1 protein-coding gene is annotated in these 1,936 nt (G+C 30.0%); it reads right to left on the minus strand.

Annotation, left to right across the window (positions count from 1 at the left end):
* Nucleotides 1-1,666, minus strand: a 1,666-nt coding sequence (locus HMPREF3134_RS07860) for an IS1182 family transposase (RefSeq protein ID WP_070442016.1), incomplete at its 3' end; no start/stop codon positions are given.
* Nucleotides 1,667-1,936: the final 270 nt, after the last annotated feature.

A 1,936-nucleotide genomic window follows, 5' to 3' on the forward strand; every position in this document is an offset into this window, starting at 1 on the left:
GAGTCCGGGACATAAAGTTCTTGGATAAGTGAAAAAAGACAATTTCTATTGAAATAATATAGAAATTGTCTTTTTTATAAATTTTTTGATTATTTTCAGCTCGTTGAGCTACTACTTTTCTTATATTAAGTGCCATTAATACAAAACCAAGTTCTCTTTTGACTTTATTGAGTCCTCGGACAGACATCCGAGTGAAACCCAAAATAGCCTTCATAAATCCAAAAACAGGTTCCACATCAATTTTTCCTTGACTGTAGATATTTTTTATTTCTGGTTCTGAAAGCTTTTTGTTAATTTGGGATTTAAAATATTCCCAGTTATAATTCTTCATTATTTTTTTGTTTGTTTTTGAATTGAAGTTCATACATTGATTTTTCAGAGGACATTCTGAACAATCATCACATTCATATAATTTAAAGTCTCGCTTATAACCATACTTATCATGACGATAGGCATATCTTTTAAAACCTAGCCGTTTATTATTCGGACAAATGAATTCGTCATTAATTTCGTCATAGTTCCAATTTTGAGTATTAAAGATGTCACTTTTATATTTTTTAGTTTTATCTTTTATAAACATTCCATATGTTATGAGTGGCGTTCGATTAAAGTCCTCTATAATTGCCTTATAATTTGATTCACTACCATAACCTGCATCAGCTACAATATATTCAGGTAAATGACCGTAGGTCTCTTGAATTGAATTTAAAAATGGAATCATCGTTCTAGTATCCGTTGGATTTTGATACACATTATAAGATAAAACAAATTGGGAATTTGTCGCTATTTGTAAATTATACCCTGGCTTAAGTTGTCCATTTTTCATGTGATCTTCTTTCATTCTCATAAATGTCGCATCATGATCTGTCTTAGAATAACTATTTCTATCCTTTAAAATAGATTTTTGAAATTCGTATCGATACTTTCGCTCAAAATAATCATTGATTTGCTTTTTGTATTTTTTGATTTTAGTTCTTTTGAGACGTATTTGTTTTCTTGTTTTAGTACATTTTTCATTGTTGATATGTTGGTTTAAATCTTCGATTTCTTTATCTAAGTGACTACCAATCAAATCTATTTCTTCTTTTGTTAATTCATTATCATGATCTTCTTTAATTTCCGGTATGATTTTATTGGTTACCAATTCATGGTAGAGGGCTTTAGAATCCTCATTCATCTTTGATTCATGGTTTTGAATACTCTTTTTCCATACAAATGTATATCGATTGGCATTTGCTTCAATTTTTGTACCATCAATAAAAATAGCTTTATCATCTATAAGATTTTGTTTTACACACTGACTGTAAAATTGAATAAATAAAGATTCTAATAAAGCATCTACTTTTGGATTTACTCTAAATCGATTAATTGTTTTATAAGAAGGTTTTTGATTTTGTGATAGCCACATCATTCGGATGCTATCATTAAGCATTTTTTCTATTTTACGACCTGAGAATACAGATTGTGTGTAGGCATATAGAATCACTTTTAACATCATTTTAGGATGGTACGAAGTTGCACCACGGTGATGTCTGAATTCGTCGAATTCATTGTCAGGAATTGTTTCAACAATATCATTTACATGTCGTGAAATATCATTTGTGGGGATAAGAACTGAAGTTTCCATTGGTAGAGTAAGTTGAGTCATGTTATAATTTTTATACATAAGGCACCTCGTTAATTTAGTTTAGTGATGTTTATTAAATTATACGAAAGTGCTTTATTTTTTTAAAGTATTACAATGTAAAATTACATATAAATACAAAGTATTTTGGCGAGACTCTTGAGGGAACAGGACAAGCTGAAGACTACAGGCTGAAGCTGTCCCCTAAGAAAGCGAGCCAACAATACGGAGTATTGTAAATAAAGAAGCCAGTAAATGAATTTGTTAAAACTCATTTACTGGCTATTTCTCTAGGGTTTATGTCCCAGACTC

The sequence above is a fragment of the Staphylococcus sp. HMSC14D10 genome, assembly GCF_001808125.1.
GTDB classification, from domain to species: Bacteria; Bacillota; Bacilli; order Staphylococcales; family Staphylococcaceae; genus Staphylococcus; species Staphylococcus haemolyticus.